Origin of the sequence: Pseudalkalibacillus hwajinpoensis, assembly GCF_039851965.1 — a bacterium.
Classification (GTDB): Bacteria; Bacillota; Bacilli; order Bacillales; family Guptibacillaceae; genus Guptibacillus; species Guptibacillus hwajinpoensis_E.
Map to the genome: position 1 here is coordinate 2,982,119 of NZ_CP156674.1, position 21,135 is coordinate 3,003,253.

General features: G+C 40.7%; 25 protein-coding genes and 1 pseudogene. 15 read left to right on the top strand and 11 right to left on the bottom strand.

Features of this window, described 5'->3' with window-relative positions:
* Window positions 1-129: 129 nt before the first annotated feature.
* Window positions 130-288, bottom strand: coding sequence for a Fur-regulated basic protein FbpA (locus ABFG93_RS15440; RefSeq protein ID WP_347548911.1), 159 nt, complete (start codon window positions 286-288; stop codon window positions 130-132).
* Window positions 289-420: 132 nt separating this feature from the next.
* On the opposite strand from ABFG93_RS15440, the gene ABFG93_RS15445 reads away from it, so the two are divergent.
* The 3 genes from ABFG93_RS15445 to ABFG93_RS15455 all read left to right on the top strand — a co-directional run bounded on the left by ABFG93_RS15445 (window position 421) and on the right by ABFG93_RS15455 (window position 2,359).
* Entirely contained in the window at window positions 421-558 is a 138-nt protein-coding gene (locus ABFG93_RS15445; protein ID WP_347548912.1) for a hypothetical protein, read from the top strand.
* A gap of 93 nt (window positions 559-651) precedes the next feature.
* Window positions 652-1,221, top strand: coding sequence for a GNAT family N-acetyltransferase (locus ABFG93_RS15450; RefSeq protein ID WP_347548913.1), 570 nt, complete (start codon window positions 652-654; stop codon window positions 1,219-1,221).
* 133 nt (window positions 1,222-1,354) lie between these two features.
* Window positions 1,355-2,359: a S8 family peptidase gene (locus ABFG93_RS15455; RefSeq protein ID WP_347548914.1), complete on the top strand. Its 1,005-nt coding sequence runs from the start codon at window positions 1,355-1,357 to the stop codon at window positions 2,357-2,359.
* Between the two features lie 35 nt (window positions 2,360-2,394).
* On the opposite strand, the gene ABFG93_RS15460 is transcribed toward ABFG93_RS15455, so the two are convergent.
* The 9 genes and pseudogenes from ABFG93_RS15460 to ABFG93_RS23135 form a co-directional block, all read right to left on the bottom strand.
* Complete coding sequence (locus ABFG93_RS15460) at window positions 2,395-3,252, bottom strand: ABC transporter ATP-binding protein (RefSeq protein WP_347548915.1); 858 nt, start codon at window positions 3,250-3,252, stop codon at window positions 2,395-2,397.
* A gap of 10 nt (window positions 3,253-3,262) precedes the next feature.
* A complete protein-coding gene (locus ABFG93_RS15465; protein WP_347548916.1) occupies window positions 3,263-4,057 on the bottom strand; it encodes a hypothetical protein in 795 nt (264 codons plus the stop codon).
* Entirely contained in the window at window positions 4,038-4,604 is a 567-nt protein-coding gene (locus ABFG93_RS15470) for an RNA polymerase sigma factor (RefSeq protein WP_347548917.1), read from the bottom strand. The genes ABFG93_RS15465 and ABFG93_RS15470 overlap by 20 nt, the downstream gene beginning before the upstream one ends.
* Before the next feature lie 16 nt (window positions 4,605-4,620).
* Window positions 4,621-6,858 carry an ABC transporter permease gene (locus ABFG93_RS15475; protein WP_347548918.1) on the bottom strand — a complete coding sequence of 746 codons (2,238 nt, stop codon included), beginning with the start codon at window positions 6,856-6,858 and terminating at the stop codon, window positions 4,621-4,623.
* Window positions 6,855-7,709: an ABC transporter ATP-binding protein gene (locus ABFG93_RS15480; RefSeq protein WP_347552863.1), complete on the bottom strand. Its 855-nt coding sequence runs from the start codon at window positions 7,707-7,709 to the stop codon at window positions 6,855-6,857. The genes ABFG93_RS15475 and ABFG93_RS15480 overlap by 4 nt, the downstream gene beginning before the upstream one ends.
* Before the next feature lie 137 nt (window positions 7,710-7,846).
* Window positions 7,847-8,488 (bottom strand): PAQR family membrane homeostasis protein TrhA, encoded by a 642-nt coding sequence (gene trhA / locus ABFG93_RS15485; RefSeq protein ID WP_431522005.1) that lies wholly within the window; start codon window positions 8,486-8,488, stop codon window positions 7,847-7,849.
* Window positions 8,489-8,564: 76 nt separating this feature from the next.
* Complete coding sequence (locus tag ABFG93_RS15490; protein ID WP_347548919.1) at window positions 8,565-8,744, bottom strand: hypothetical protein; 180 nt, start codon at window positions 8,742-8,744, stop codon at window positions 8,565-8,567.
* A gap of 52 nt (window positions 8,745-8,796) precedes the next feature.
* Complete coding sequence (locus ABFG93_RS15495; protein ID WP_347548920.1) at window positions 8,797-9,534, bottom strand: hypothetical protein; 738 nt, start codon at window positions 9,532-9,534, stop codon at window positions 8,797-8,799.
* A gap of 1 nt (window position 9,535) precedes the next feature.
* A pseudogene (locus ABFG93_RS23135) lies at window positions 9,536-9,580 on the bottom strand (hypothetical protein); the annotation flags it as partial.
* Window positions 9,581-10,017: 437 nt separating this feature from the next.
* Here ABFG93_RS23135 and ABFG93_RS15500 point away from each other — a divergent pair.
* The 9 genes from ABFG93_RS15500 (at window position 10,018) to ABFG93_RS15540 (ending at window position 18,974) form a co-directional block, all read left to right on the top strand.
* The gene (locus ABFG93_RS15500; RefSeq protein WP_347548921.1) at window positions 10,018-10,350 is read left to right on the top strand and encodes a hypothetical protein; all 333 of its coding nucleotides are present in this window, start codon (window positions 10,018-10,020) and stop codon (window positions 10,348-10,350) included.
* Window positions 10,351-10,395: 45 nt separating this feature from the next.
* On the top strand, window positions 10,396-10,656 hold the full coding sequence (locus tag ABFG93_RS15505; protein ID WP_347548922.1) for a YusU family protein: 261 nt from the start codon (window positions 10,396-10,398) through the stop codon (window positions 10,654-10,656).
* Window positions 10,657-11,012: 356 nt separating this feature from the next.
* A complete protein-coding gene (locus tag ABFG93_RS15510) occupies window positions 11,013-11,927 on the top strand; it encodes a proline dehydrogenase (RefSeq protein WP_347548923.1) in 915 nt (304 codons plus the stop codon).
* 183 nt (window positions 11,928-12,110) lie between these two features.
* A complete protein-coding gene (locus tag ABFG93_RS15515; protein WP_347548924.1) occupies window positions 12,111-14,507 on the top strand; it encodes a 3-hydroxyacyl-CoA dehydrogenase/enoyl-CoA hydratase family protein in 2,397 nt (798 codons plus the stop codon).
* 19 nt (window positions 14,508-14,526) lie between these two features.
* The gene (locus ABFG93_RS15520) at window positions 14,527-15,702 is read left to right on the top strand and encodes an acetyl-CoA C-acetyltransferase (protein ID WP_347548925.1); all 1,176 of its coding nucleotides are present in this window, start codon (window positions 14,527-14,529) and stop codon (window positions 15,700-15,702) included.
* 36 nt (window positions 15,703-15,738) lie between these two features.
* On the top strand, window positions 15,739-17,523 hold the full coding sequence (locus tag ABFG93_RS15525) for an acyl-CoA dehydrogenase family protein (RefSeq protein ID WP_347548926.1): 1,785 nt from the start codon (window positions 15,739-15,741) through the stop codon (window positions 17,521-17,523).
* A gap of 218 nt (window positions 17,524-17,741) precedes the next feature.
* The gene (locus ABFG93_RS15530) at window positions 17,742-18,101 is read left to right on the top strand and encodes an arsenate reductase family protein (RefSeq protein WP_347548927.1); all 360 of its coding nucleotides are present in this window, start codon (window positions 17,742-17,744) and stop codon (window positions 18,099-18,101) included.
* 100 nt (window positions 18,102-18,201) lie between these two features.
* Window positions 18,202-18,588, top strand: coding sequence for a glycine cleavage system protein GcvH (gene gcvH / locus ABFG93_RS15535; RefSeq protein ID WP_347548928.1), 387 nt, complete (start codon window positions 18,202-18,204; stop codon window positions 18,586-18,588).
* Between the two features lie 137 nt (window positions 18,589-18,725).
* Complete coding sequence (locus ABFG93_RS15540; RefSeq protein ID WP_347548929.1) at window positions 18,726-18,974, top strand: YusG family protein; 249 nt, start codon at window positions 18,726-18,728, stop codon at window positions 18,972-18,974.
* Window positions 18,975-19,004: 30 nt separating this feature from the next.
* On the opposite strand, the gene ABFG93_RS15545 is transcribed toward ABFG93_RS15540, so the two are convergent.
* The gene (locus ABFG93_RS15545) at window positions 19,005-19,508 is read right to left on the bottom strand and encodes a peroxiredoxin family protein (RefSeq protein WP_347548930.1); all 504 of its coding nucleotides are present in this window, start codon (window positions 19,506-19,508) and stop codon (window positions 19,005-19,007) included.
* A 139-nt stretch (window positions 19,509-19,647) separates the two neighbouring features.
* Here ABFG93_RS15545 and ABFG93_RS15550 point away from each other — a divergent pair, with 139 nt between their 5' ends.
* From ABFG93_RS15550 to ABFG93_RS15560, 3 genes are all read left to right on the top strand, one after another.
* Complete coding sequence (locus ABFG93_RS15550) at window positions 19,648-20,172, top strand: TraR/DksA C4-type zinc finger protein (RefSeq protein ID WP_347548931.1); 525 nt, start codon at window positions 19,648-19,650, stop codon at window positions 20,170-20,172.
* Between the two features lie 118 nt (window positions 20,173-20,290).
* A complete protein-coding gene (locus ABFG93_RS15555) occupies window positions 20,291-20,620 on the top strand; it encodes a toprim domain-containing protein (RefSeq protein WP_347548932.1) in 330 nt (109 codons plus the stop codon).
* A 69-nt stretch (window positions 20,621-20,689) separates the two neighbouring features.
* On the top strand, window positions 20,690-20,998 hold the full coding sequence (locus ABFG93_RS15560; protein ID WP_347548933.1) for a thioredoxin family protein: 309 nt from the start codon (window positions 20,690-20,692) through the stop codon (window positions 20,996-20,998).
* The last annotated feature ends 137 nt before the right edge of the window (window positions 20,999-21,135 follow it).

A 21,135-nucleotide genomic window follows, 5' to 3' on the forward strand; every position in this document is an offset into this window, starting at 1 on the left:
CTTTCTTTTTTGCTAGTTTCAATTCTATAGCACCATTCTCACCATCCCATAGCCTTTTTATACATTTGAATTTACTTTTGATTACATAAAAAAAGAGACTCTGATCGAATCTCTTGACGTTTTGTTAAGTTAATAGTTGGAGAGTTGTTTGTACTCTTTTTCAAGATCTGTCAGCGTACACTGATAAAGATGACGATCAGCAGCTGAATACGCACCTGCTTCAATCAGCTTTGAAATATAATAATGTCTCCGTTGTTCGAGCGCTTTCCTTAGCTGATTTGTTTCCATGAGCACAACCTCCTTATCCTTTTTTTTCATTCCCAGTATCTCCCGAGTTTATGTGTTTTAATCACAATTCAGATTTCAGATGTGACAGATTAGTTAATAAACAGATGATGTCAATTTCTTAGGAGGATCACAATGAATGATTTACAAATGATCAAGGCAATTGAAGCGATTCAATGGGATTATGAAGAAACTCTTGTACCTGAATCTATTCACTATATTCAAAAAGATGACATTGTGATCATAAAAAATGAAAAATCCGCCAGTTTCTAAGCAAACAAAGTGGTCAGGTTTGAGAAGAGTTATGAGGAAATTGATGAGGTGTTTGCTTTTTTTGAGAACACTCCGTTCTCCTGGTGGTTGCAAATGAATCACGAATCAGATCGCTTTGAAAGGGTATTGACTCATCATGGAATGAAGCACTTTGATACCTATTCGGGGCTAGCTAAGATACTTGATTATGAGTACGAACCGGTGTCAGCTTACACATTTAGAGAGGTTAGTACAGTAGAAGATGTGATGGCACATGTTCAAGTAGCAACTGAAATTTGGAACTATAATGAAACGGCTAGAAAAGCAGCATTTCAAGAGCGGATGAATTATATAAAGTTCTCGGACCGTCGTGGAGGGTACATGATTGCTCTCGATGGTGACAAATCAATTGGTTATTCAAATTATCGATACAGTGCAGATGGGAGAGTGCTCTATTTAAATGGAGCGGGAGTACTACCGACATATCAAGGTAAAGGAATTTACCGTGGAATGGTTGCTAAGCGCTTGGTTGAAGCCAAGAAAAGGGGATGCAAGGTAGCTGTAATGCAGGCTAGAAAGGGCACTTCTGAACCTATAGTAAAGAAACTAGGATTTTCAGAATATGCCGTTTTTAAACAATATATCTATGACAAGGGGGAAGAGAAATTCGGTTTAACTGAATAAGCATCGTCTTCTCCAACTAGTACAAATGTACGAAATTAAAAGAATGAAAAAATGGGAAAATGGCCCATATGGAACTGGACAAACCTTGCGTTTTTATCAGATAATTCTGTTAAAAGAGAGGGAGGGATAAATCATGAGTGAAATGAGGTTAATTCCGTTTAAAGTAGAAGCTGTCGTTCAACAGGTTGATGCTCTTCCAAACGGAGTTGAAATGATTCAAGCCCCGGCCATATGGGAAGCGTCACAAAAAGGAAAAGGGAAAGTCGTTGCAGTAATAGATACCGGATGTCAGGTGGATCATCCGGACCTCCAATCGAGAATTATTGATGGTAAGAACTTTACTGCTGATTACGGTGGTTCATCTGATAAGTATGATGATAACAACGGGCACGGCACACATGTTGCAGGAACGATTGCAGCGATGAGTGGTGAAAATGGTTTGTCAGGAGTTGCTCCTGAATCTAATCTCGTTATTGTGAAGGTACTTAACGGCGTTGGTAGTGGATCTTATGAGTCTATTATTAATGGTATTCGCTATGCAATCGATTGGAAGGGTCCGGATGGAGAGCGAGTAAACGTGATTTCGATGTCGCTTGGAGGACCAACAGATCTCCCAGAACTACACGATGTTATAAAGGAAGCTGTTAATCGGAATATTTCAGTTGTTTGTGCGGCGGGAAATGAAGGGGATGCCAGGGAAGATACTTCTGAATATGCCTATCCAGGTGCTTACAATGAAGTAATTGAAGTAGGAGCTGCTTCATTTCAGCGAACGCTCGCTCCATTCTCAAACACGAATAACGAAATTGATCTTATCGCTCCAGGTGTCGATATTTTATCCACTTATCTTAAGGGAGAATATGCCGTGCTTTCTGGTACATCGATGGCAGCTCCGCATGTCTCTGGTGCACTTGCACTATTGATAAATATTTCTGAACGTGACTTCAACCGAACACTTAGTGAAGCTGAAATCTATTCGCAGCTTATTAAACGGACGATTCCAATCGGATGTTCAAGGCAAGCAGAGGGTAATGGTCTTCTAGCACTGGGATTAGTAAACCAGCTTGAATCTCTCTTTAATGTATACACAACGAACTGGAAACAAACTGAAGTAAAAACTGAAAAGGTGACAAAATGACGAGAAAAGATTTGTGAAAAAAAGCATGGGACGGATTAACGACCGTTTTCCCATGCTTTTTTTCGAATGAAATAGGCATCTTCTATCCGGGGTGGTATTTCAGTAAAATGCTCAAATGGCTTTGATGGATGCATGTATTTAAGAAAGATGCTGCCGTCTCTCCGTTTGATATGGATGATTCGGTCTTGATCAAGAAGCGCCATCTTTTCTGGCAAGACTTTTCCCTGCCAGATTCGATCCGGTAGCTGGTTCTTCCAGCAGTTGATTGATCCGTGATAAAGCATTTTTCCTTCATGTAGCCAGATGACATCATCTGCGAGTTCTTCCCATTCGTTTAATTCATGTGTCGCAATGACGACAAGTTTATTCCCTGCGTAACGAGACAAAAGCGATACAACATTTTTTCGTTCGTGACTATCTAGATAATTTAATGGTTCATCAAGTAGGAGCATGGGTGGACAATCAAGCAGTGCCTGTGCAATACCGATCCGCTGCTTCATTCCCTGAGATAACGTTTTAATCTTATTCCTTTTGAGATTTTCAATCGATAGTGCCACTATCGATTGGTCAACTGCTTGCGGATTGGACACACCCTTTAATTCACACATATAGGTAAGGAATCGACTTACTTTCATCTCATCGTACAATTCGATCCCTGTTGGAAGAAACCCAATATGCTTTCGAATAAATGGTAGAGACTTATCGGTTGTCTTTCCACCATATTCAATGGTTCCTTGCTGGGGCTTGAGAGCGGTAGCTAGAAGTTGAAGGAAAGTGGATTTCCCTGCCCCATTTTTACCAACTAAAATCGTAATCCCTGGTGTAAGGGTTAACTCAGGGATGGATAGGCGGAAATTTTTTCGAGTATGCTTTAAGTGACTAATTGAAATCATTATGATTACCTCACATATATTGTAGGTGCAAACTTTTTCGGTAAGATAAGAATAACATCATTACGCCAAGGCTTAAGATTAAAAGGTGAGAACTGACAAATAGTAGATCCTGTTGAGTCGCCATCCCAGATGCTTCGAAAAGCATGAGCGGCAGTAATAAGAATGTTACGGCCCATCCAGCAAGTGCTGCGACGAATCCTGCGATTATCCCTTTGTGAAACATGACGAAGGCGAGAAGCCCTGTTAAGAAAAGCAATGGAGCAAACCAGTGCAAAAGAAACAAAGGTGGGTCCGTATAGGGATTCCCTGAAACAATAAAAATTGTCGAAACAAGGCTAAATCCAATATTAACGGTTAGCACAACGAGTAACTTGCTTAGTAGCAATAATGCTGGTGGAAAAGGAGTTATTGACTCAACCATTCGCATTTCTCTATTCCACGTTTTGTAGCTATAAAGCACACTAAATAGGAGATAAATCGGTACGACCACAGGAAACATACTCTCGGAGTCAATAGATCCTGAAGAGATTATCGTTAACATCGTAAAGATAAGTAGACTAATTAACCAGTAAGCCCAGTGGTACGAGCGAAATTGATTCAAGCACTGTTTATACAAGGAAGGTCTTTCCGGTTCAGTATCAAAGTCAAACTCGATTTGCGATGGTTTAAGGTCATCAAAGGAATCCTGAAGGGAAATGATGAGCTTCTGGGTATCTTCAGAACGTGGTGACGTTGCTAAATATGATTTGAGAGGCTGTTCCATTTCGTCTTCTAAATTATCTAACTCAAGATCGATGTCTCGCATGGCTAACTTCCTCCTTTCGTTCTAGTGATACTTTCAGTTTCTTTAAAGCATGGAACAAATTCGATTTCACAGTACCGAGTGGTAACTCAAGCGTTTCTGAGATTTCTTGATATTTTAGCTCCTGATAAAAGCGCAGGTAGACGATTTCTCTCTGTGTACTTGATAACGTATCAAGCTTTTCTAGAAATTCCTTTCTTGCTTCCTGTCTCTCAAATAGTTCAACAACGGAGGGTTCATGGTCAGGTTGATCTGGTATGTTGTCGAGAATCTGTTTTTCTGATTTATAACCTGAGCTTTTCCAGTAATCTCGGCACTGATTCGTTGCCACCTGGTATAGCCATGGTTTCACTTTGTCAGGTATTTTCTTGGATTTAAGCTGGTTAATGAGTTTAAGAAACGTATCCTGTACGACATCTTCTGCTTTTTTCCGATCGCGCAGCATTCTCTCAAGGTAACCAAGTAATGGAGCATGATAGCGATGAACAAATGCCTCGAAGGCAGCTTGATTTCCCCTGGACATTGCAATGACTAATTCTTCATCTGTCATCTCAAGCCCCCCTTTTCTAACTGTTATGTTTCATGACATCGTTCCAAACAGCTTTCCATTCTGCAAACGTAATGATGGTTGATGGCTCATGGTATAAATTGAAATCATTAGCGAAACCAGGGTCGTCCCACTTTTCGCTATAGAAACGGTTCAGCACTTCTTTTACTTGCTTTTCTTTGCCCTGGTTCATCGCCTTCTTAATCATAGCGTAAACCTGTATCGCTTTCTTTTCTTCAGCACTTCGATCATCTTCACTAATCTCATTACCGGTATAAACAACAGAAGATCGCGTTTCATTTGCTTCCGCTAACATGCCGTGCTCTAGTTCATAAATGTAATTGAAGGCGGATTGGATGACGCTTGTTACCATTTCACCTTCACCATTTCCAGTGATACCGATATCTTCATGAAATAGATTTATTTTGAGTAGTTCAGTAATAAAATAATGATGATTAGTATTAAATGCGAATGTGGGTGTATCGTTAAGTAGGTAATTCTGGTCAATAAATCCCTGCTGGGAAAAGTAAGTTGTCCATCTGATATTTTCTACCGGGAGATAAAATAAGTGTCGAATTGTTTGGATATCCTTTGTTACATAACGATCTGTATAAAGCATTCGTTCATCTAACTTCTCAATAAGCTGTTCAGCTAAATTACGATTATAATAGGTCGTGACGACTGAGAATGGGTAATGAGTCGAGGTGACTTCTGTTAAATCACCACCATAAAGATCAAGCTTGGCGGTTTCACCTTTAAATTGATAGGGAGTGTCACTAATCACAGGAATCGTGCTAAATACCTCTGACTTTACTCCTGTTAGCGAGACATTAAATTCCGCTCTATTCATTAAGCCAACATCCGTACGGGATGTCCCGTACATATCGAACAAATACTGGTGTCCGGGTAATGGATACCATGCTGTTTGTGATGGCATGACGAGCTGATCATCACTAACGAAGCCTGGATAATACTCTTGACCTGAATGGTAACTCCAGAGTTGATACATTCCTTCATATTGCAAGGTGACACTAAAATCATGAATGGTGTCAGGTAAGCTGATCGTGACAAAGTCATTTTCTTGCTCAAAAGGAATAGCACATTGATCAATATAAACCGCTTTAACTTCGAAGGTGCGGTTTAGGGTAAATGCTAACTCTTCTCTGTTTTGAAAGACATCTTCTGGGAGGGAGAGCTCAGCCGATACTGTAAGAAAATCGTTATCATTATCGATTTTTAAATCGAATTCTTTAACGAGAAACCGGTCCGGGTTATAAAGCTCACCTTCTCCTACAACTATGCCATCAGGATGGGAGAGAGGAGGGGATTTCATGTATATGTCCTCATCTTGCTCGTTTTCCATTGTTATAAAAGGCGATTGTTCTTTAACCTGGTCAAATTCAGTGACTCTTTTGTCCCAGAACTGACCATATGGAACGAAGGAAAGGAGGCCCAGGAGGATACTGAATATCGCGATTCCTTTCCAGAGTTTATGGTATTGATTAGGTCGTTTCATATTGAGGATCAGCATGATAAGCGTATGCAATAATAACGAGAACGTTAGAACAAACAATCTTTGCCATTTTACTTCTTCACTCAGAAGTTCGATGCCCCATGTTCCATTTACAAGAATCGAGTTATTAAATAGATATGTAAGATGGAATGCTTTAAGGAAAAACAAATCCCCTCGTTGGATAATAAATATTTCCATAAATAAAGTACCAAACATCCAGGCACAAAAAGCTATTAAATAAACGAACCGATTTCGTATGAGGACAGATAAAAGCATTCCAAGAGATAAGCTAACTACAAAAGCGACTTCATATTGAACTATAAAAAAGCTAAGAACAGAAATCGTCTCTTCATTCGGAATCCCACGGTTGTTAGCGAATAGTGCATACATGGTCGCCATTAATAACGTAAAAATAGACAGGTAGATTAAACCGGACAATATTTTAGCACTTATGAATACAAAATTGGAAACAGGGAAGGCGCGATGCCATTCAAATGCTTCATTTCCCACATCACGGCGGATGATGTAGACACCAATTAAAATGCTCAGGCCAACTAAGAGAATAAAGATAAGCGCATGGGTCGTCTCGTAAGTGGTTCGATACAAATTTCCATTTACTTCTTCTGGCCCTGCTCCCATGCTAAATACTAACCAGATTAAATAAAGAAAAGGCAATGGTGTGAAGAACCAGTTTTTAAATAAGAAAGTTAACTCAAGCTTGAATTGAACAACCCATTTTTTCACAGATGATCACGCCCAATCAAAGCCATGTATCCTTCTTCAAGCGTAGGATCTGAGGCCTCTGCAAATGGGAAAGGGGCCACAGGGGAAATGACGCGACAATGCAGGCCCTCAGACGTTCGCTTTGTTAAGGTAGCTTGCAACCCTGAAAGCATATTCCAGTTTTCACCCACCAGATTAAATTCCCAAACAACGCCGTTCCCTTTGTTCTGTAACTCTGCCGGAGTTCCTTGAAAAAGAATCCTTCCGTTGTTTAGCACGATCAGTGTATCGCAACTTGCTTCAATATCCTCAACAATATGCGTGGAGAGGATAACCATTTTCCTACTTGATACGTCTGCCATTAAGTTTCGAAAGCGTAAACGCTCTTCAGGATCGAGCCCAGCTGAGGGCTCATCAAATATGATGATGTCAGGCTCACCGTATAGAGCTTGAGCGATGCCGAGTCGCTGTCTCATTCCATTAGAGAACGTTTTGATCTTCTGGTTCTTTTGATCATTTAAGTTTAGGGCATTGAGCAACCATGATTTTTCTTTTTCATGGTCACACTTGCCATTGGATTTTAAGTTACCAACATAATCAAGAAACTGGGCAGCTGTAAGCTGTGGATAGAGTTGAAAATGCTGTGGAAGGTAGCCGATGTGCTTCCGAACATGGGAAGCTTTATGCTTCATCGAATAGCCGTTCACGGTAATATCTCCTGAAGTTGGCGCTGAAACTGCAGAAAGTAACCTCATGAAGGTGGTTTTTCCAGCACCGTTAGGTCCAATCAGTCCAACCATTCCACCTTCTAAAGATACATTAAGATCTTCAAGAATCATTTTATTCTTATATCGTTTGGAAAGCTGCGACACTTCTATCAAAATAGTTCATCCTTTAACTGATATTCTACAAATAAGACGAATAGTGACTACAAAAGGTTCTAAGAAAGCTGGACACAAAAATCCCCTCTGCACAAAGGTCATACAGAGGGGTGGGGTGATGCCTGCACCTACAAAGGTAGTACATAAAACAAAACACAGAAGAAATGAGCGAGAGTGCCACCGACTACAAATAGGTGCCAGACCGCATGGTGATATTTAAACGCTCTCCAAACATAGAAAACTGCACCAATCGTATACAGAATTCCACCCACTACAAGTAGCGTTAAACCATTAGGATGCAAGTTCTGTGTAAGTGGATTCCATGCTAGGACGATTAACCAGCCCATTAAGACATAAAGAATCGTAGAAATAAATAAGAACTTTTTCACAAAATATGCTTTGAACACTGTTCCAGCAATTGCGAGTCCCCATACGATGCCAAATAGGGTCCAGCCAAGCGCTCCTTCAATTACAATAAATAAAAATGGGGTATAGGTTCCAGCGATGAAAAAGTAAATGGAAGAGTGATCAAGTATTTCAAAAAAGTCTTTAGCTTTACCCGGTGGAAAACTATGAACTAGTGTAGATGCTGTATATAGGAGTAACATCGATGCTCCGAACAATGTAAAGCTTACAATATGCCAGGCTGTTCCGTATCGAGATGCAAAGACAATCAAGACAACAAGAGCAGCAAGGCTTATCAGGGCACCAATTCCATGAGTTATATAATTCGCACGCTCTTCACCAACAGTAAATGTATGTGTTGTCATATTTCGCATCATTCCTTTAAATCAGTTACTGAAAGTATACTACACTCATGCTGGTTCGTCATTTATCAAAGATGTCTTATTTAGCGCTGTCTCTAAGCTTTTCAGCTTCTTTTAAGAGATGGTATGTGTAGAAATTTTTTTCTTCCACTTGCTCTGTGACGGCTTCCATTACCAAAAATTCCTCTGCAATTTCTTCACGTACAGAGGCCAGCAGTTGCGTCGCCTCTGGTGTTACTAATTTGTTTTTGGCGTTCATGTGTTATTTCCGTCCCTTCTATTGAATGATAGTATCATTCTTCCAAAGAACGTCAAAAAATATTCTTGATTAACAATTTGAGATGGATTGATAGATGTGATAACCGCTTGTATACACCAATTGTTCCTGCTCCAGGAAAGACACTATCTCCACATAGCCATAGTCCATCTATCCCAGTACGATGAGATAAACTATTAAAAAGACTATACTCGTTAGTTTGAGGGAATCCACCAACCATTCCTCCTGGTCTATTCGTAAATCTCTCCCAGGCTCTAGGAGCACCGGTCATTTGCAACTCGATTCCATCTCTTACATGAATCACGCGTTCGATCCCTGACAGAATTTTTTCTGTTAGTTCTTCTTTATAAAGATCATATTTCTCCTTCGTATTCCAGTGATGTAATTCAGTATGGGTACTAACGGTCAACGTTCGGAAACCATCTGGAGCCCGTTGTGTATCATCAGTTTCTGAAAGTGAGAGGAACAGGTGATTTCCCTCCGTCATAGATCCATTGGATGAAAGAACCTGATTAAAGAGGGCTGTATAAGGAGGGATAACATCTTCATTTAGTGCAAGATACATTGTAAAAGCGCCCCATTGTGAAATCTTACTTCGTTTCAGAAGTTTCTCTGGCAGTTGTTTCAGAATTGGATCAGGTAGAAGTGGAACAAATCCTTGTACAGGTAGGTTACAAACTAGATGGTCGGCTCTCCAGCTTTCGCCTTTTTGAACAACCGCTACCCAGCGTTTTGCCTCTGCGGAATTTCCCTGCAGAACCTCCCCATTCATTCGAAGCCTCCAGTAAGGTAACGTCATGCCCAACTTTCGTAAGCATCGCACCGGCAGTAAGACCGGCGATCCCGGCTCCAATCACAATGATCTCCACCTAAACCCCTCCACGATGTAACTTTGTCTAATTTTATTATAATGCTAAAAAATGGTGAAGGCATCAATGGATGTGTGTGCGATGGTGAGAGAAGTAACCAGATGTAACAGGTAGATGGTCATAATGATATAAAATTCCATGTTTGACCCAAGCTACTTGTCCAGCCAATGTAGAAAGTGGTACATAAGATAAAGTAAGAGTGAGGCCAGGTCCCCCTTCGCAAACTCACTCTTGTGACCCATAATTGGAGCCAGGAGAATGCCTGGCTCACTTTTTTTTAGTATGAGAGAAAAGCTGATAATCTATAGTTACGACAGTTTACATATTTCGGCCCTCGATCAACACAATTCTTATTCGAACTCTTTAAAGAAGGGGGGTAATGAACCTTGCTTGAGATTATTGAAATAGGACGAAACGAACACGGTCGAGAACTAACGATCCGTGAGCTGATCAAGATACTGGAAGAACAGCCACTAGATCCAGCATTTGAGCAGAGTGGGAATTTTATTTTTCCATACCAGCCAGTTCGAGATGCAAAAAGATATTCCGGTTGCAAAGCTTTCTTCGGAGACTTCGCGATGATTTCATGTCGCTTTTTTATTGTTACAGATGAAAAAGTTCTAATAGAAGAATTGATCATGGCAATTAAAGATAATCAGCAAAGAATTGACTATGAAAGATTACGGGACCTTCAGTTCAATGGACGGGTTTCTCAATAAATATGCTATAATCAGGATATTCTGTCAGTGATCGGGGTGAATCGGATGAGTCTTGAAACACTTCAAGAACAAGTTGATGGGTTAATGGAGAAATATACCGAACTTCTTCTCGGCGATAGTAGTCCAGAGCTGAAAGAAAAGGTGAAGCTTTGGGCGATGTATACGCATCTCTCCAAAACAATGCCACCACTCGCCAAACATTGGAACCAGACCTATCCTGATGCAAAAGATGAAATGAAAGAACTCATTTCTGAAATTAGGAAGCTGAACGAAGAACATCGAAAGTCTCAAGATACTAATGATTGACTTTTGAAGAAGTCAGGGAAACCTGGCTTCTTTTTTATTTGGCTCGGTTAGTTGACCGTTTATTCACAAAGTCTCTAGTATAGCTGAATTTTGGAGTATCAAGTAAAGAAGAATAAAAATAGAATAGAATAATCCTATGTTTTTAGTTTACTAAATGGGGGGTAATGTACAATTAATCAGTAAAATATTAACAAAACAAACCATGGAGAAAATCTATCAAAAACAGGTCTATTCAAAGCATTTCATGGTAGAATAGAGTTGAAGGCGAAATATGGCTGTTTATGAGATGATATGCCGTTTTTCTCCGCTATATATTTTTTATAATGCAATGTATGCGTTTTCACGGAGGGATTATAATGGAACAGGTAATGCGTAATTTCTTTTTATACATGGGAAAGAATAGAGTAGCGACGAAAGTAGCTAAGCGATATGGGATGCGTTTCGGGGCTAGTCGATTTGTGGCAGGGGCATCGCTTGATAGCTCTGTTAATGCGATCAAGAAGTTGAATCAAAAGGGCCTTTCGGTAACAATCGATCATCTTGGTGAATTTGTCGATAATGCAGCAGAAGCTGGTGAGATGACCATGCACTGTATAGATGCGATCGAACGAATTGCTGCAGAAAACCTGGACTCCCAGCTTTCTCTGAAACTTACGTCAATGGGTCTCGATGTTGACTATGATATGACAGTCCAGAATATGCGAAGGATTCTTGAAGCTGCCGATAAGAACAACGTCTTTGTAACAATTGATATGGAAGATTTCGAGAGATGTGGGAAGACAATAGATATCTTTACCGAACTTAAGAAAGAGTTCGAGAACATTGGTACCGTACTTCAGGCATACTTGTATCGAGTAGCTGAAGACATCGAGAAGTTAAATGAGCTATCTCCCAATCTTAGATTGGTAAAAGGGGCTTATAGAGAATCTGCAAAAGTAGCGTTTCCGGATAAAAAGGACGTCGATGAAAACTTCAGGAAAATTATCAAAATGCATCTCTTAAACGGGAATTATACAGCGATTGCTACCCACGATGACCAGATTATTGAATACACAAAAAAGCTAGTTGAAGAATACAATATTCCCCGCACACAATTTGAATTTCAAATGCTGTATGGAATCTGTGTAGAGAGGCAAGAAAAGCTTCTCAAAGATGGCTATAAGATGAGAGTCTATGTACCTTACGGAAAAGACTGGTATGGATATTTTATGAGACGACTTGCCGAACGTCCAGCAAACGTAGCTTTTGTTCTTAAAGGCATGATGAAATGAATGAAAGCGGGCCATGGTCCGCTTTTCCAACCGCAAAATGAAGAGCACAAAAAAATGGAAAAAACTCTGAACAGTATATTGCTAAATTTCAGAATATATTTTATAGTATAGATAGAGGAAATGATCTCGCTCTTTTTTTTAGATAAAAATGAATGAGCATTCATTCAATAAGGGAGGTTCGCTATGACACGTAGCATTCATAAAGTTGCTGTACTAGGAGCAGGAGTAATGGGATCAGGCATTGCCGCACACCTGGCGAATGTAGGAATTCCGAGTTTATTATTAGACATAGCACCAAATGAATTAAATGATAAAGAAAAAGCGAGCGGTCTAACTCTTGAGCATCGTTCGGTAAGAAACCGTCTGGCTTCTGAAGCGATAGAAAAGCTTAAGAAACAAAAGCCAGCTCCGCTTTCAAAGAAAGGCCATATTCAGTTAATTGAAGCGGGGAACATGGAAGATGACATGGAGCGATTACAGGAAGTTGACTGGGTGATTGAGGTTGTTGTTGAAAATCTAGAAATTAAAAAGAAAGTGTATGAAAAAGTAGATGAATATAGACGTCCTGGCACAATTGTCAGCTCAAACACGTCTGGTATTTCAGTTGAAGCAATGGCTGAGGGACGTTCAGAAGATTTCCGGAAACATTTTCTTGGTACTCATTTCTTTAACCCGCCTAGATACTTAAAGCTTCTTGAAGTAATTCCTACTAAGGACACAGACCCTGAAGTCCTTTCTTATATGAAGACGTTTGGGGAGGGTGTTTTAGGTAAAGGTGTTGTGGAAACAAAAGATACCCCGAACTTTATTGCGAATCGAATCGGTACGTATGGCCTCCTCGTTACCGTGAGAGAAATGCTGAATAGAGGCTTTTCGGTAGGTGAAGTTGATTCAGTAACTGGGCCTGCAATTGGTAGACCTAAAAGCGCGACGTTTCGAACGCTTGATGTAGTAGGACTTGATACATTTATTCACGTTGCTAATAACGTTTTTGATCAAGTTAATGGGGATGAAAAGGAAGTTTTCCGTATACCTGATTTTATGCAGCAAATGAAAGAAAAGGGATGGATTGGCGCCAAAGCAGGTCAGGGATTCTTTGTTAAAAAGAAAGGTCCAACGGGCAGCGAGATTCTTGAGTTAAATCCATCAACTTTGGACTATGAACCAAGACAGAAATTAAAAACAGCTTCTGTTGAGGCGAGTAAGCAGGCTAAATCAAAAGGCGATAAACTGAAAGCGCTCGCTTATGCGAGTGATCGTGCTGGCGAATTAATCTGGAATATTATGAAGCCTGTATTGCTTTATTCTGCTGAGAAGGTTTATGAGATTGCAGATGACATCGATGCAGTAGACCGTGCTATGAAATGGGGCTTCGGTTGGGAGATGGGTCCTTTTGAAACATGGGATGCGCTCGGAGTTGAGAAGTCAGTTGCACGAATGAAAGAAGAAGGCGAGACGATTCCAGCATGGGTTGAAGAGATGCTTGCTTCTGGAGTTACTTCGTTCTACCAGGAGGAGGGTGGAAGTCGCTCATTCTATCATAAAGGCGATCAAAAAGGTGTAGAAGAGAGTAAGAAAATCATTCATATAAAGGGATTAAAAGCACAGAACCGAGTCATCAAGAAGAATACGGGTGCGACGCTTCTCGATTTAGGTGATGGTGTGGCAGGACTTGAATTTCATTCACCAAACAACGCGATCGGAATGGATATTCTCCAGATGATTAACGAAGCAGTTGATGAAACGGAGAGAAACTTTGAAGGACTTGTCATTGGAAATCAGGGCAAGAACTTCTGCGTTGGTGCCAATGTGGCTTACATGTTAATGGAAGCCCAGGATGACAACTTCTTTGAAATTGAAATGGTGGCAAGAAAGTTTCAGCAGTCCATGGGACGGATCCGTTATTCTAAGAAACCAGTAGTTGCAGCACCATTCCAGATGACGCTCGGTGGTGGGGCTGAAGTGTGTATGCCTGCTGCTTCCATTCAAGCATCTTTTGAAACGTATATGGGTCTTGTTGAAGTGGGTGTTGGATTAATCCCTGGCGGAGGTGGTAATAAAGAGCTTTATTTACGCCAGCTAGAACAAGCACCTCAGGGAGTGAACGTGAATCTTACTGATGTTGCAGCGAATGTGTTTGAAACAATTGCGATGGCTAAGGTTTCGACATCTGCACATGAAGCAATGGAACGAGGGTTTATTCGTCCTCTAGATGGGATTAGCGCGAATGCCGATCACGTTCTATATGATGCAAAGAAAAAAGTTCTATTCCTTGCTGAACAGGGATATCAGCCACCGGTAGCTAAGAAGATCCCGGTTGCTGGTGAAGCAGGTTACGCTGCGATGCTCATGGGAGCTAAAACTATGAAATGGAGCGGCTACCTGTCGGATCATGATTTAACGATTGCAAAAAAACTTGCTCATGTTATTGCGGGCGGAAAAGTAAAAGAAGGAACGTTTGTTGATGAACAGTATCTTCTGGACCTTGAGCGTGAAGCGTTCCTCAGCCTGCTAGGAGAGCCAAAGACGCAAGCACGAATGCAGCACATGTTAGTAAAAGGAAAGCCACTGCGTAACTAGTATGGAGGAGGGAAGCTTGATGAGAGAAGCAGTTATTGTATCTGGTGCTAGAACACCTGTTGGAAAAGCGAATCGAGGAACTCTCGCTAACATGCGTCCGGACGATCTTGGAGCGATAACGGTTGCTGAAACGCTAAAGCGTGCAGGTGGCTACGATGGTGAAATAGATGATGTGATTATAGGGTGTGCCATTCCAGAAGCAGAGCAGGGGTTGAATGTTGCTCGTATGATCGGCGCACGTGGTGGACTCGCAGAAACGGTGCCTGCTATTACGATTAACCGATATTGTTCTTCTGGTCTTCAAAGCATTGCGTATGCTTCTGAGCGGATTATGCTTGGTCAATCAGGGGCGATACTGGCTGGCGGAGTAGAATCGATGAGCCTAGTGCCAATGGGGGGGCACGTGATTAAACCTAATCCCGCACTTGTAGAAGAGAAGCCTGAATATATTATGGGTATGGGGCATACCGCTGAAGAAGTTGCACGACGCTTTGAAATTAGCAGGGAAGATCAGGATGCTTTCGCCCTCAGAAGTCATCAACGTGCAGCACAAGCGATTAGAGATGGAAAGTTTAATGATGAAATTGTACCTGTAGAAGTTACAAAACGATGGGTTGATGAGAAAAACAAGTTTCAGGAGAAGAAATTCCTCTTCTCCCAGGATGAAGGGGTTCGTGCAGATACGTCCCTGGATGTTCTTGGCAAACTAAGACCTGTTTTTAACGTAAGAGGCTCTGTCACAGCTGGAAATTCATCGCAAACGAGCGATGGAGCAGCAAGTGTTCTTGTGATGGATCGTGAGAAAGCGGAGAGTGAAGGGTTAGCACCGATGGCGAAATTCCGCTCATTCGCAGTTGCGGGTGTAGCTCCAGAAATTATGGGTGTCGGACCGATTGAAGCGATCCCAAAAGCACTCAGGCTAGCTGGGCTTGAGCTATCTGATATTGGACTGTTCGAATTAAACGAAGCCTTTGCATCACAGTCACTCCGTGTTATTCGAAAGCTTGGTCTCGATGAAGATAAAGTAAACGTTAATGGTGGGGCTATTGCACTTGGACATCCGCTAGGGTGCACGGGAACAAAGTTAACCCTAAGCTTAATCCATGAGATGAAGCGTCGGGGAGAGCAGTTTGGAGTCGTCACGATGTGTATTGGTGGAGGAATGGGAGCAGCTGGTGTGTTTGAAATTCTTTAAAGTGAACGTAACCATGAAAAGGGAGGAACGATAAGCATGTCTAATACAATGAACAAAACGATTAAGGGTGCGAGCTTTTTAGTTGAGGACCAACTTGCTGAGAATATTTTCACACCAGAGGATTTTTCAGATGAGCATATCATGATGGGGAAAACAACGGAAGACTTCGTGATTAAAGAAGTCGTTCCAGAGCTTGATAAGATTGAAAATCACGAGTTTGAAATCTCCCGTAAACTCCTTGAAAAAGCTGGTAATCTTGGTCTTCTTGGAGCTGACGTGCCTGAAGAGTATGGCGGTCTCGGCCTTGATAAAATCAGCTCTTCTGTTATTACAGAAAAATTCGCACGTGCCCGTTCCTTTTCACTAAGCTATGGTGCCCACGTAGGAATCGGTTCCCTTCCAATCGTATTCTTCGGAAATGAAGATCAGAAGAAAAAGTATCTCCCAGGTCTTGCATCAGGCGCAAAAATTGCCGCTTATGCTCTAACAGAGCCTGGATCAGGGTCCGATGCACTTGGTGCTAAAACGACTGCGAAATTAAATGAAGAGGGAACGCATTACCTCTTAAGCGGTGAAAAGCAGTGGATTACAAACTCTGCCTTTGCTGATGTTTTCATCGTTTACGCTAAGATTGATGGCGAACAATTCTCCGCATTTATCGTTGAACGTGATTCAAAAGGGCTTTCAACTGGCCCTGAAGAAAAGAAAATGGGGATTAAAGGTTCTTCTACTAGAACGTTAATCCTTGATGATGTACCAGTGCCAAAGGAAAACCTACTTGGTGAAGCTGGAAAAGGTCATATTATAGCATTTAACATCCTTAATGTTGGACGCTATAAACTTGCCGTAGGAACAATTGGTGGAATGAAGCGTGGCATTGAGCTTTCAGCAAAATATGCATTAGAACGCAAGCAATTTAACACCCCTATTGCAAAGTTTTCTCTAATACAAGAAAAGCTGGCGAATATGGCTGTTGCAACATATGCAACTGAAAGCTCAACTTATCGTACAGGTGGTCTTTTTGAACAGAAGCTAGGGAAGCTATCTGATGAAGAACAGAAAGATGGATCGAAAGTTGCAGAGTCCATCGCTGAATATGCGATTGAGTGCTCTCTAAACAAAGTATTTGCTTCCGAGTCTCTTGACTATGTAGTAGATGAAGCTGTTCAAATTCACGGTGGCTATGGTTTCATGTCCGAATATGAAGTGGAGAAAATGTACCGTGACTCTCGAATCAACAGAATTTTTGAAGGTACAAATGAAATTAACCGTCTTCTTGTGCCTGGTACACTCATTCGGAAAACAATGAAAGGTGAACTTCCGTTGCTTGAAAAAGCAACAGAGCTTCAAGAAGAGTTAATGATGTTAACGCCACAGGAAATTGGCGAAGCACCACTTGAGCAAGAAAAGTACCTTGTAGCAATGGCAAAGAAAATTATGCTGCTGGCCGCTGGAACCGCTGTTCAGAAGTATGGAAAAGCACTTGATAAAGAGCAGGAAGTTTTATCAAATATTGCAGATATAGTGAGCGAAATCTATTCAATGGAATCTGCGGTTCTTCGTACCGAAAAAGCAATGAACAAATCTGGTGCAGAAAAGCAACAGAATAAACTTCTTCTTACGCAAGTATTCTGCCAGGAATCTTTCAACCGTATTGAAGCACATGCAAAGGAAACACTCATTGCTGTTGAAACGGGCGATACATTACGAATGATGATTTCGGCGCTTCGCAAGCTTTCACGTTATACACCAATCAATGTGATTGCTAAAAAACGCGAAATTGCAGCAAGTGTGCTTGAACTCAAGCGTTACACAGTTTAAGTTAGGATTTTAATTTCCAAACCCTATTCTTTTTAGCCCTCCTTAATTGGAGGGGTTTTTTTATCTTGAGAAAGGTAAGATAAATAGTATGGAAATAAAAAAGGATTTTCCTTACGCATGACGAAAGCTACTTTTAGATGCGTCTGGATTTGTCGAACCCTTTCCTTATGATAAACTAAAGTCATCATCATATTGTTTTGTTGTGAGGAGGAACAGATTTGGCCATTACATTTTATGCATATCCTAAATGCGGGACCTGTAGAAAAGCAAAGAAGTGGTTTCAGGATAATGAAGTGGAGGTAAACGAGATCCATATCGTTGAAAATCCACCTTCTAAAGAGAAGTTAACCGAGCTAGTAACAATGAGTGATTTTCCTATCAAGAAATTTTTTAATACCAGCGGACAAAGGTACCGAGAACTGGGGTTGAAAGACCGTGTTTCATCTTCTTCACAGGAGGAATTGATTGACCTGCTGGCATCAGATGGTATGTTAATTAAACGACCAATAGTAACAGATGGACAAACCGTCACGGTTGGGTTTAAAGAAGAGACTTTTAATGAAACTTGGAAAAAATAAAACGGTTGCTTAATTAATAATAACTATTATACGATAGTTATTGTAATTAATATGAAGAACTAAACTTCACAAGAGAAATCATTCCAGGGAGGAATTACAAATGAACTTACCAAAAGATTTTCGCTACTCCGAAGAGCACGAGTGGGTACAAGTACAGGAAGACGGAAATGTACGCATCGGAATTACTGACTTTGCACAATCTGAACTTGGGGATATCGTATTCGTAGAGCTTCCGGAAGAAGGCGACAAAATTGAGTCAGACGAGCCTTTCGGCAGTGTAGAATCAGTGAAGACAGTTTCTGAACTTTATGCACCAATTTCAGGGAAAGTTCTTTCTGTAAATGAAGAATTAGAAGATAGCCCTGAATTTGTCAATGACTCTCCATATGAAAAAGCGTGGATGGTCGTTGTAGAACCGTCTGAGCCTTCGCAAATTGAAGAGCTGATGACACCTGAGGCTTATGAAAAAATGGTAAGCGAAGACTAATACAGAGAGTCACCATCCAGGAATAAAAATACGTTTATCGATAACCCTAAACAGTGGTTCTGTATCCAGCTTGAGTCATTTTATCAATAATTCATGACGGGTTTAAGGAAAGACACTATATAAAGGGGATGACATTGATGAATGATCAATCACTTCCTATGGAAAGAATTGATGTAACGAGTAAGGTATACGGTAAATTCGACCACAACGCAATGAATCTTTATTTAAACAAGGAAAAAATCGGCCGTATTCTATTTTCCAATCAGGGTAATCAGTATGAGTTAGCTGAAGGATTTGAATTTGATCAGGATAAAATTTTCCATTACGAACGTGCTATGGAGAAAAATGGAAAATATGTTGAGGATTGTGACCTTGGATGGTGCTAAAAAACCGGCCTAATTATTAGGCCGGTTTTTCTATGCTTTGTTTTTTCTAATGTATTTAATCGTAGTCACGAGCCCATCTGCTGAAGGTCTTCCAAAGGGACTGGACTGTAAATATTGCGCCATGAGCTTTCCATTTTCGTCGACGAGGAAAATAGCTGGTTCCCCATGTTCACCATGATCTTCATAAGGATCGTCATCTCGATGCATCATAACACCATAGGAATCAATTGCAACATTTTCGTTGTCACTTAAAACCGGAAATTTAAGACCGTGTTTTTCTTTCATCTTACGAAGAGATTCGAGATCATCTTTAGCAAGAGCGATGGGATGAACATCTAGTTTTTGAAAGGCAGATAGATGCTGCTGCAACTCCTCTAGCTGTTCATTACACACAGGACACCATTCACCGCGGAAGAATATGAGCATGTGCCACCGTTTGTCATTTTTCATATGTTGTTCGAGTTGAAAAAGTTCACCTTCCGTATCAATAAGAGAAAAGGATGGTACGTTATGTCCAAGAGATAGCTTTGCCATTTTAACCACTCCAATCTGTATTCTTATTTGATTATTTCCACCACTTTCCCAGAATAAAACATAATTGCATGGTTTAGTGAAGACAGTGTTAAGGGAAAATAGAGAATGGAAAAGAAAATGACTAATGGAGGGAATAAAGATGGCTTTGTCGAAGGAAGAATTACAGCACTTTAAAAAACAGCTTCTTGCTCAAAAGAAAGATCTTCTAGATAGTGGGGCAGCGAAGCATGATGAATATATAGCTTTGGCGGATGAAACGGGCGAATTGACATCCTATGATAACCATTTTGCAGATATGGCGACGGAATTAGACCAACGTGAAAAGGACATAACATTAGAAGATGCTGCAAGGGAGCGATTAAGTTTGATTAATATGGCCCTTGATCGTATTCGAGAAGGAACATATGGGGTATGTGTTGATACTGGAGAAGAAATTGATAAAGAGCGTCTGGAAGCTATACCATATGCAATACGGACGAAAGAGGCACAGGATCAACTGGAAAGTAATAAAGAAAACAGTCGACCGGATGATGAAGCAAGCTTCGAAACCTCTGGCAATCGAGTGGATGATCGAATTCGAACAGCAGATGATCTTCAGAGGGAGCATGGCAATTCCACCTCTGAGACTTATCTTCAAGAAGACTCTGAAGATAATGATGACTAACGCTGCTACTTTAATTCAGGATATTTAAAAGAGCCAAATTCACAGAAACGAATTGCCTCCACATCCATATGCTATAATAAAAGCGTTGATACGACAGCTTGAAATGGAGCGTTGTGCCATGAACGATAAAGTTATTATTGTAGAAGGAAAGACAGATAAAGAGCAAATTATGAGAGTGTTAGATGAACCTGTTAGTATTATTTGCACTTACGGTACGATCAGTTTTGAAAGGCTCGAAGAATTGAGTGAAGAGCTGGAAGAAAAGGATGTTTATGTGCTCGTTGATGCAGATAACGCTGGTGAGAAGCTCAGGAGGCAGCTGACGCAGGAAATTCCACATGCAGAACACCTGTACATTACAATGTTACATCGCGAAGTGGCAGAAACTCCGCTCAATTATTTAACGCGCATATTAAGAGCTGCGAAATTCAAAGTTTTGACCGTCTAGCAGTTAGCTATATTGCCTTGGGGAAGCTTTCTATCTTCCTCAAGGCTTTACTTGAATAGGAGCATTTATATGAGGCAACTCACATCAGATCAAGAGATAAAAGACGTGATCCATGAGGATCAATCGATTCTATTCTTTTATACCCCGTTTTGTCAGAACTGCAAAATAGCTGAACGAATGTTGCGCATTGTAGCTGAAGCGAGGGGAACGATTCATAACATATACACGTGCGATTTGAATCATTTCCCATGGATGGCTGAAATGCATAAGATACAAAGCGTTCCAGCACTAACCGTATTTAAGAATGGCAAGATAGGCAGGACCCTTTTTGCCTTTGAATCGGTAATACGAGTAGATCAATTTTTGGAAGAGTATTAAAAAATTTGATGAATGTTGACCAATTAAACCTTACTTTTATTTTCTGAGAACCTCTCTACATAGGGATTTTAAGAAAAAATAATTCGCTGAAAATTTAGCAATATTAATAATGATAAATTAATATAACAGGCAGTAAA

Coding starts and splice junctions, on each gene's coding strand:
- ABFG93_RS15520 (WP_347548925.1), top strand. CDS start 14,527: ATGAGAGAAGCAGTTATTGTATCTGGTGCTAGAACACCTGTTGGAAAA.
- ABFG93_RS15525 (WP_347548926.1), top strand. CDS start 15,739: ATGTCTAATACAATGAACAAAACGATTAAGGGTGCGAGCTTTTTAGTT.
- ABFG93_RS15505 (WP_347548922.1), top strand. CDS start 10,396: ATGAGTCTTGAAACACTTCAAGAACAAGTTGATGGGTTAATGGAGAAA.
- ABFG93_RS15460 (WP_347548915.1), bottom strand. CDS start 3,252: ATGATTTCAATTAGTCACTTAAAGCATACTCGAAAAAATTTCCGCCTA.
- gcvH (WP_347548928.1), top strand. CDS start 18,202: ATGAACTTACCAAAAGATTTTCGCTACTCCGAAGAGCACGAGTGGGTA.
- trhA (WP_431522005.1), bottom strand. CDS start 8,488: ATGACAACACATACATTTACTGTTGGTGAAGAGCGTGCGAATTATATA.
- ABFG93_RS15510 (WP_347548923.1), top strand. CDS start 11,013: ATGGAACAGGTAATGCGTAATTTCTTTTTATACATGGGAAAGAATAGA.
- ABFG93_RS15540 (WP_347548929.1), top strand. CDS start 18,726: ATGAATGATCAATCACTTCCTATGGAAAGAATTGATGTAACGAGTAAG.
- ABFG93_RS15440 (WP_347548911.1), bottom strand. CDS start 288: ATGGAAACAAATCAGCTAAGGAAAGCGCTCGAACAACGGAGACATTAT.
- ABFG93_RS15515 (WP_347548924.1), top strand. CDS start 12,111: ATGACACGTAGCATTCATAAAGTTGCTGTACTAGGAGCAGGAGTAATG.
- ABFG93_RS15550 (WP_347548931.1), top strand. CDS start 19,648: ATGGCTTTGTCGAAGGAAGAATTACAGCACTTTAAAAAACAGCTTCTT.
- ABFG93_RS15445 (WP_347548912.1), top strand. CDS start 421: ATGAATGATTTACAAATGATCAAGGCAATTGAAGCGATTCAATGGGAT.
- ABFG93_RS15555 (WP_347548932.1), top strand. CDS start 20,291: ATGAACGATAAAGTTATTATTGTAGAAGGAAAGACAGATAAAGAGCAA.
- ABFG93_RS15455 (WP_347548914.1), top strand. CDS start 1,355: ATGAGTGAAATGAGGTTAATTCCGTTTAAAGTAGAAGCTGTCGTTCAA.
- ABFG93_RS15545 (WP_347548930.1), bottom strand. CDS start 19,508: ATGGCAAAGCTATCTCTTGGACATAACGTACCATCCTTTTCTCTTATT.
- ABFG93_RS15450 (WP_347548913.1), top strand. CDS start 652: ATGAATCACGAATCAGATCGCTTTGAAAGGGTATTGACTCATCATGGA.
- ABFG93_RS15470 (WP_347548917.1), bottom strand. CDS start 4,604: ATGACAGATGAAGAATTAGTCATTGCAATGTCCAGGGGAAATCAAGCT.
- ABFG93_RS15560 (WP_347548933.1), top strand. CDS start 20,690: ATGAGGCAACTCACATCAGATCAAGAGATAAAAGACGTGATCCATGAG.
- ABFG93_RS15465 (WP_347548916.1), bottom strand. CDS start 4,057: ATGCGAGACATCGATCTTGAGTTAGATAATTTAGAAGACGAAATGGAA.
- ABFG93_RS15495 (WP_347548920.1), bottom strand. CDS start 9,534: ATGAATGGGGAGGTTCTGCAGGGAAATTCCGCAGAGGCAAAACGCTGG.
- ABFG93_RS15490 (WP_347548919.1), bottom strand. CDS start 8,744: ATGAACGCCAAAAACAAATTAGTAACACCAGAGGCGACGCAACTGCTG.